A 7,514-nucleotide genomic window follows, 5' to 3' on the forward strand; every position below is an offset into this window, starting at 1 on the left:
GACCGTTGCCTGGTCAATCGCTTGGCTGGGTGGACGGCATCCCTACCAGGAGAATTGCCATGAGCCAGTTCAAGATCTCCACCCGCCTTGCCGGATTGCTCACCGCCTTGTGCCTGCTGGTGCTGCTGGTGGGAGGGGCCGGGCTGTTTGGCATGGGCCAGTCCAACGCCGGGCTCAAGTCGGTGTACGACGACCGGGTGGTGCCGCTCAAGCAGATCAAGGTCGTGGCGGACATGTATGCCGTCAACGTGGTGGACACCGCCCACAAGGTGCGCGACGGCGCCATGACCCCCGCGCAGGGCGTGCAGTCGGTGGCCGATGCACGCAAGGCCATCGACAGCAACTGGAAGGCCTACCTGGCCACCCGCCTGGCGCCGGAGGAAACCCAGCTGGTGGCGCGCTTCAAGCCCCTGCAGGCCAAGGCTGATGCGGCCACCGACACCCTGGTCGGGCTCTTCAAGGGGGGCGACATGACCGCGCTGACCACCTATGCGGCCAAGGAGATGTACCCCGCCATCGACCCGCTGCAGGAGGTGCTGGGCCAGCTGATGCAAGTGCAGCTGGACTACGCCAAGGCCGAATATGACCGCGCAGCGGCGAGTTTTCAGACCATCCGGGCGCTCGCGCTCACGGCGGTGGTGCTGGGCATTTTGCTGGCGGTGCTGATGGGCGGGGCGATGATCCGGCAGATCTCGCGCTCGCTGGACAACGCAGTGCAGATCACCGACTCGGTCGCGCAGGGTGACCTCACGGTGCCCATCCACGCACGGGGCAAGGACGAGATCGCCCAGCTGTTGGGCGGCCTGACCACCATGCGCGACAACCTGGCCCATGTGGTGTCGGGTGTGCGCGGCAATGCACAGGGCGTGGCCTCGGCCAGTGCCGAGATCGCCTCGGGCAACAACGACCTGTCCATCCGCACCGAGCAGCAGGCCAGCGCGCTGCAGGAGACAGCCGCGTCGATGGAAGAGCTGAGCTCCACCGTCAAGCAAAACGCCGACAACGCCCGCCAGGCCAACCAGCTGGCGATGAGCGCATCTACCGTCGCAGGTCAGGGCGGCGACGTGGTGGCCGAGGTGGTGACCACCATGAAGGGCATCAACGACAGCAGCAAGAAGATCGCCGACATCATCAGCGTGATCGACGGCATCGCCTTCCAGACCAACATCCTCGCGCTGAACGCCGCCGTGGAGGCGGCCCGCGCAGGCGAACAAGGCCGTGGCTTTGCCGTGGTGGCGGGCGAGGTGCGCAACCTGGCCCAGCGCAGCGCCGAGGCGGCCAAAGAGATCAAGTCGCTCATCACCGCCAGCGTGGAGCGCGTGGAGCAGGGCACGCTGCTGGTGGACAAGGCCGGCACCACCATGACCGAGGTGGTCGGCGCCATCCGTCGCGTGACCGACATCATGGGCGAGATCAGCGCCGCCAGCAGCGAGCAGAGCACTGGCGTATCGCAGGTGGGCGAGGCCGTGACGCAGATGGACCAGGTCACGCAGCAGAACGCGGCTTTGGTGGAAGAAATGGCCGCGGCCGCCAGCAGCCTGAGCCACCAGGCCCAGGCCCTGGTGGGGGCCGTGGCGGTGTTCAAGCTATCGACCGACCAGGCGCGGGCCTCGCAGGGCGGCACCCCGGCAGCACATCCAGCACCTGTTGCCGCGCCCGCCAATGCGGCCCGTGGTAGCGGTGTGGGTGGCATGGCCCCTAAGAAAACGCTGGCGTTGCGGGCCGCGCCCACCAGTCCTGCGCACAAGGCCCCCGCGGCCCCGACCCCCGCTGCACCTGCGTCCCAGGCACGCAAGCCGGTGGCGGCAGGGGCGGAAGACGATTGGGAGAGTTTTTAAGATCCCTTGCGCAGGCAGGGCGGGCGCACTGCGCCCCCCAGGGGCAGGCGCTCAGGCCATCGTCTTGAACGGGCTGCGCGCCTGCAGCTCTTGCAGATAGCCCTCGACCCCCGCGCCTTCGCGCTCCAGGAAGCGCTCCACAGCCTCGGCAAAGGCCGGGTGCGCCAGCCAGTGGGCGCTGGTGGCCTGTACGGGCAGCAGGGCTCGGGCCATCTTGTGTTCGCCCTGGGCGCCGCCTTCAAACCGTTGCACGCCGTGGTCTATGCACCACTGCAGCGGCTGGTAGTAGCAGGCCTCGAAGTGCAGGCAGTCCACACGCTCCAAAGCGCCCCAGTAGCGGCCATAGGCCACCAGGTTTTGGTCTTTTAGGCCGTTACCGCCTGATGGGCTTGCCCCAATAGCTATCAAACTGGTAGCAATGGGGCGCCCATCACGCTCGGCCACAAACAGCAGCCAGGCCTCGGGCATGTGCGCCGCCATGCGGGCAAAGAAGTCCCGCGTGAGGTAGGGCGGGTTGCCGTGCTCCAGATAGGTGCGCTCGTAGCAGCGGTAGAAAAAATCCCAGTCAGCCGCGCTGATGTCGGCACCCCGCGACCAGCGGAAGCGAACCCCGGCCTCCGCCACGCGGCGGCGCTCCTGGCGGATCTTCTTGCGCTTGTCTTGAGAGAGGCTGGCGAGGAAGTGGTCGAAGTTCTGGTAGTGGTCGTTCTTCCAGTGAAACTGCACGGTGTGCCGCAGCATCCAGTCCTGCTCGGCGCCGGACTGCACATCGTCGCCACTCGCAAACAGCATGTGCACCGACGACACACCTTCCTGCTCGCACCACTGGCGCACCGCCTGCAGCAGCAGCGACCGCGTGGCCCCGTCGCGCGCCAGCAGCCGTGTGCCGGGCACGGGCGTGAAGGGCACGGCGACCACGGCCTTGGGGTAGTAGGGCACGCCGTGCTGCTCGTAGGCGCTGGCCCAGGCCCAGTCGAACACGTATTCGCCGTACGAGTGGTTTTTGAGGTACAGCGGGCAGGCGGCCACCAGGGTGTCGCCCTCCCACAGGGTCATGAAGCGGGGCATCCAGCCCGTGCGGGGCGTGGCGCTGCCGCTTTCGTGCAGGGCGGCCAGGTATTCGTGCCGCAGGAAGGGCGTGGGGTGGCTTTGTTGCGCCAGCAGGGCGTTCCAGGCCGCAGCATCCACATCCAGCGGGGACGCGAGCACGCGGGCGATAATGGCAGCTTCCTCAGCCATGCGCTCTCCCGTGCTGCCCACTGCAGCCCGGGGCTGCATGGGCGGTATCCAACCCGGCCAAAAGTGCCGACTCCAGTTCCATGACGCTCTCCATTTGCACTGCGCAGCTCAACTTTGTCGTGGGCGACATGCCCGGAAATGCGCAGAAGATCATTGCCGCCGCCCGCGAGGCCTACGCCCAGGGCGCGCGGCTGCTGCTCACCCCCGAGCTGGCCATTTGCGGCTATGCGGCCGAAGACCTGTTCTTGCGGCCCGCCTTCATTGCGGCCTGTGATGATGCCGTGAAAACCGTGGCCCGCGAGACTGCGGGGTTGAAGGGCCTGGCCATTGTGCTGGGCCACCCGCAGGCCCTGGCGCCCGATGCGCCGGCCTTCAGCGCCTGCCACAACGCGGCCAGCGTGCTGCGCGATGGCCGCATTGAACAGACCTACGCCAAGCGCGAGCTGCCCAATTACCAAGTCTTTGACGAGCGCCGCTATTTTGTGGCGGGCACAGAGCCCTGCGTGTTTGAGGTGGCGGGAGTGCGCGTGGGCCTGCTGGTCTGCGAAGACGCCTGGTTTGCCGATCCTGCGCGCAGCACGGCGGCGGCGGGCGCGCAGCTGCTGGCGGTCATCAACGCATCGCCCTTCCATCTTGGCAAAAGCGCCGAGCGCGAGGCCACCATGCGCGCGCGCGTGGCCGAGACGGGCCTGCCGCTGGTCTATGCCCACCTGGTGGGCGGGCAGGACGAGGTGGTGTTCGAGGGCCGCTCGTTTGCGCTGAACGCCGACGGCTCGGTGGCCGGGCGTGGCCCAGGTTTTGAAGAAAAACTGGTGTTTGCGCGCGTCCATCATGCGCAAGCAGCTATCAAAATTGAAGCGGACGTCGCGCCCGAGAAAAGCCTGGAGGCTGACCTGTGGGACGCCCTGGTGCTGGGGGTGCGCGACTATGTGGGCAAGAACGGCTTCCCCGGTGCGCTGTTGGGCCTGTCCGGCGGCATCGACTCGGCCCTGGTGCTGGCGATTGCGGTGGACGCGCTGGGGGCCGACAAGGTGCGCACGGTGATGATGCCGTCGCCCTACACGGCCGACATCAGCTGGATCGATGCGCGCGACATGGCTGAGCGCCTGGGCGTGCGATACGACGAAATCTCCATCAAGCCTCAGTTCGAGGCCTTCAAGGCCGCGCTGGCCGGCGATTTTGCAGGCCTGCCCGAGGACACGACCGAGGAGAATCTGCAGGCACGCATTCGCGGCACGCTGCTGATGGCGCTGTCCAACAAGTTTGGCGCCATCGTGCTGACCACGGGTAACAAGAGCGAGATGTCCACCGGCTACTGCACTCTGTATGGCGACATGGCGGGCGGCTTTGCGGTGATCAAGGACGTGGCCAAGACGCGGGTGTTTGACCTGGCGCGCTGGCGCAATGCCAACGACCCGTATGGCACGGGCGCCAATCCGATCCCCGAGCGCATCATCACCCGCCCGCCCAGCGCCGAGCTGCGGCCCGACCAGAAGGACCAGGACAGCCTGCCGCCCTATGAGGTGCTGGACGCCATCGTGGCGCGCTACATGGAGAACGATGAGCCCATCGAGTCCATCATCGCCAGCGGCTTTGCACGCGCCGATGTGGAGCGGGTCACGCGCCTCATCAAGCTCAACGAGTACAAGCGCCGCCAGGCGCCCGTAGGGATTAGAGTGACACGCCGCAGCTTCGGCAAGGACTGGCGTTACCCTATCACCAATAAATTCCGTGCCTGACGGCGGGTTTCTGACCGTTCCACCGTCGCGCCACCTGCTTTCCTCTATCTTTCACATCCTTCAGGAGACCCGCCATGAAAATGATCACCGCCGTCATCAAGCCCTTCAAGCTCGAAGAAGTCCGCGAAGCCCTGGCCGAATGTGGCGTGACCGGCCTCACCGTGACCGAGGTGAAGGGTTTTGGCCGCCAGAAGGGCCATACCGAGCTGTACCGCGGCGCCGAGTATGTGGTGGACTTCCTGCCCAAGGTGAAGGTCGAGGTGGTGGTGAAGTCCGAGGACGTGGACCGCTGCGTGGATGCCATCGTGAACGTGGCGCGCACCGGCAAGATCGGCGACGGCAAGATTTTTGTGACTGCTGTGGAGCGCGTGGTGCGCATCCGCACCGGGGATCTGGACGACGCAGCGGTCTGACGCTGGCTGGTTTCGGCTTTGGCCTGACGAGGCCATGGCCGTGGACCCATTGAGAAAGCAAAAAAGGGCGGATTCCTCATCCGCCCTTTTCTTTTTTGATGCGAGACCGCTTTGCCAGCAGTGTCAGATCACGTCGCGCAGTGGCACGGGGGCGTGGTCGGGCCCGGCCGACTGCACCAGGGTGCGGAGCAGCGCCTCGGCATCGGCAGACGCGTGCAGCAGGCCCATCTGCCATTCGCCCATGAAGCCGCTGGCCACGCTGTGGTTCAGGAAGCCTACGAGCCCGTCGTAGTAGCCCGCCACATTGAGCAGGCCCAAGGGTTTGTCGTGGTAGCCCAGCTGGCGCCAGGTCCACACTTCAAACAGTTCTTCAAAGGTGCCGATGCCGCCGGGCAGGGCGATGAAAGCGTCGCTGCGCTCGGCCATCATGGCCTTGCGCTCGTGCATGGTCTGCACGATGTGCAACTCGTCGCATTGGCGGTTGGCCAGTTCCTTGTCCACCAGCGCCTGGGGAATCACGCCCACCACCCGGCCACCGGCCTGGCGCGTGGCCTCGGCCACGGTGCCCATGAGCCCGCTACGGCCCCCGCCATAGACCAGTTGGCCACCATGGCGGCCGATCCAGGTGCCGACAGCCTTGGCGGCCTCGGCAAAGGCGGGGTTCTCGCCGGGGCGCGAGCCGCAGTACACGCAGACGGAAAAAGCCGGTTCAGCCATGGAAAAATCTCTGGAAAAGAGCCGCAGCCCAGATGCCAATGCACAGCAGCAGTGCCAGCAGCACGGCCGCGCTGCCCATGTCCTTGGCGCGCTTCGAGAGGTCGTGCCACTCGGGGCCGATGCGGTCGATGGCGGTCTCGATGCCCGTGTTGAGCAGCTCCACAATCATCACGATCACGACCGAACCGGCAAGCAGCGCCACCTCGACCCAGCTGCGCCCCAACCACAGCGACAGCGGCAGCAGCACCATGGCGGCGATGGCCTCCTGGCGGAAGGCCTTTTCGTTCCAGCCAGCGCGCAGGCCTTCGATGGAGTAGCCAGCAGCGTGCCAGATGCGGTTCAGGCCGGTGCGGGCCTTCTGCGGGTTGGCAGGGGCTGCCGAGGGGGAGGGGGATGCAGGCATGGACTTATTTTTTGGGGAATTCGTAGTGCACCAGCCTGGTGCCCGCCAGTGCGTCGTGCCAGAACTGCCGGGTGGGGTGAAAGCGGCTCAGGATGGCCCAGATGGCGACCCAGCCGCCCAGCAGCACCAGCACTTCCAGTGCGGGCACGCCAAACATGTAGGCGGCCAGGGGAGGCAGGAACCACAGCCAGCTCAGCACGTAGCGCAGCAGCGCACGCGCCTGGGTGATGGGCTGGCCGTCCTGGCCCACCACGCGGATGTGCCAGGTCTTCTGGGCCAGGGTCTGGCCCCTGGCCCAGAACCAGGTGAAGTAGATGCCGAACACCACAAACAGAAACGCTTGCAGCGCATGGCGGTTGTCCATGGCGTTGCGGGTCTGGCTGAGTGTGCCAAACAGGTAACCCGCAATGAACACCACGCCGAACATCAGCATGCCCTCGTAGAGCCAGCAGGCCATGCGCCGCCACAGGTTGGGGGCGGTGGCTTCGGCCAAGTGGGCGGGGGTGGTGCGGGCCTCAGCCTGCGAAGAGTGGGGGGAGGGCGATGCGGGCATTCCAGGTGTCATGCCCGTCGGGCCGGGCAGGTTGTAAACCTACTGAGGATACAGGCCTGAGGTGTCGGGCGTAACGGGTTGCGACGCCGTGGCGGCAGGGGGCTCGACCTGGCCCGCGCCCAGGGGGGGCAGCGCGGCCGGTACGGCCACCGGCACGGCCACGGGCGCGGTTTCCACTCCGGTGGAGGTGGATGCCGCGCTGGTGGGCGATGGTGAAGGGGCTGCTGCCGAGGAGGGCATGGGCGTCACGGGGGCCGCCACTCGGGGGCCGTGCTCGGTCACGGGCGGGATCTTGGGTGCGTTCGGGCGGCTCGGGTTGGCCTCGGTGGCCGCAGGCACCTGGGCCAGCTTCTTGGGCGAGACGGGGCGCAGTGCTGTGGCTGCGCCTGCGGGCTTGGGCACGGCCCGAGCGGCCAGCGCGCTGCGTTCTTCCTCGGACAGGGCTTGATAGGCCTCCCACTGTGCGCGCTTGTCATCCCTTGCCAGCCGATTGGTGACGGCGTAGTTGAGCCGGGCCTGGTTGCGTTGCTGGGCACTCAGGCTGGCCCATTCGGTGATGCGGTCGTGGAATTTCTTTTGCTCGTCTTCCGACAGCGTGGAGTAGTTGGACGC

The 7,514-nt window shown here is 66.7% G+C and carries 8 protein-coding genes; 3 read left to right on the plus strand and 5 right to left on the minus strand.

From position 1 onward, the window contains the following. Window positions 1–59 precede the first annotated feature (59 nt). The gene (locus AC07Z7_RS19295) at window positions 60–1,838 is read left to right on the plus strand and encodes a methyl-accepting chemotaxis protein (RefSeq protein WP_494767323.1); all 1,779 of its coding nucleotides are present in this window, start codon (window positions 60–62) and stop codon (window positions 1,836–1,838) included. Between the two features lie 51 nt (window positions 1,839–1,889). Here AC07Z7_RS19295 and AC07Z7_RS19300 read toward each other — a convergent pair whose 3' ends face one another. Beyond that, a complete protein-coding gene (locus tag AC07Z7_RS19300; RefSeq protein WP_494767324.1) occupies window positions 1,890–3,077 on the minus strand; it encodes a GNAT family N-acetyltransferase in 1,188 nt (395 codons plus the stop codon). Window positions 3,078–3,157: 80 nt separating this feature from the next. Here AC07Z7_RS19300 and AC07Z7_RS19305 point away from each other — a divergent pair, with 80 nt between their 5' ends. After that, window positions 3,158–4,816: an NAD+ synthase gene (locus AC07Z7_RS19305; RefSeq protein ID WP_494767325.1), complete on the plus strand. Its 1,659-nt coding sequence runs from the start codon at window positions 3,158–3,160 to the stop codon at window positions 4,814–4,816. 74 nt (window positions 4,817–4,890) lie between these two features. Continuing rightward, a complete protein-coding gene (locus tag AC07Z7_RS19310; protein WP_124514797.1) occupies window positions 4,891–5,229 on the plus strand; it encodes a P-II family nitrogen regulator in 339 nt (112 codons plus the stop codon). A 123-nt stretch (window positions 5,230–5,352) separates the two neighbouring features. Here AC07Z7_RS19310 and AC07Z7_RS19315 read toward each other — a convergent pair whose 3' ends face one another. From AC07Z7_RS19315 to AC07Z7_RS19330, 4 genes are all read right to left on the minus strand, one after another. Then, window positions 5,353–5,946, minus strand: coding sequence for an LOG family protein (locus AC07Z7_RS19315; protein ID WP_494767326.1), 594 nt, complete (start codon window positions 5,944–5,946; stop codon window positions 5,353–5,355). Further along, window positions 5,939–6,349: a diacylglycerol kinase gene (locus AC07Z7_RS19320; protein WP_494767327.1), complete on the minus strand. Its 411-nt coding sequence runs from the start codon at window positions 6,347–6,349 to the stop codon at window positions 5,939–5,941. Before AC07Z7_RS19320 ends, AC07Z7_RS19315 begins: the two co-directional genes overlap by 8 nt. 4 nt (window positions 6,350–6,353) lie before the next feature. Next, on the minus strand, window positions 6,354–6,902 hold the full coding sequence (locus tag AC07Z7_RS19325; protein ID WP_494767328.1) for an RDD family protein: 549 nt from the start codon (window positions 6,900–6,902) through the stop codon (window positions 6,354–6,356). A gap of 39 nt (window positions 6,903–6,941) precedes the next feature. Then, the coding region (locus AC07Z7_RS19330; RefSeq protein WP_494767329.1) for a DUF3106 domain-containing protein at window positions 6,942–7,514 on the minus strand (573 nt) is incomplete at its 5' end.

The sequence above is a fragment of the Acidovorax sp. GW101-11A03 genome (assembly GCF_059424825.1).

What these genes read in the sequence shown, in the direction of transcription:
- AC07Z7_RS19295 (WP_494767323.1), top strand. Translation starts at nt 60, where the DNA reads ATGAGCCAGTTCAAGATCTCCACCCGCCTTGCCGGATTGCTCACCGCC.
- AC07Z7_RS19300 (WP_494767324.1), bottom strand. Translation starts at nt 3,077, where the DNA reads ATGGCTGAGGAAGCTGCCATTATCGCCCGCGTGCTCGCGTCCCCGCTG.
- AC07Z7_RS19305 (WP_494767325.1), top strand. Translation starts at nt 3,158, where the DNA reads ATGACGCTCTCCATTTGCACTGCGCAGCTCAACTTTGTCGTGGGCGAC.
- AC07Z7_RS19310 (WP_124514797.1), top strand. Translation starts at nt 4,891, where the DNA reads ATGAAAATGATCACCGCCGTCATCAAGCCCTTCAAGCTCGAAGAAGTC.
- AC07Z7_RS19315 (WP_494767326.1), bottom strand. Translation starts at nt 5,946, where the DNA reads ATGGCTGAACCGGCTTTTTCCGTCTGCGTGTACTGCGGCTCGCGCCCC.
- AC07Z7_RS19320 (WP_494767327.1), bottom strand. Translation starts at nt 6,349, where the DNA reads ATGCCTGCATCCCCCTCCCCCTCGGCAGCCCCTGCCAACCCGCAGAAG.
- AC07Z7_RS19325 (WP_494767328.1), bottom strand. Translation starts at nt 6,902, where the DNA reads ATGCCCGCATCGCCCTCCCCCCACTCTTCGCAGGCTGAGGCCCGCACC.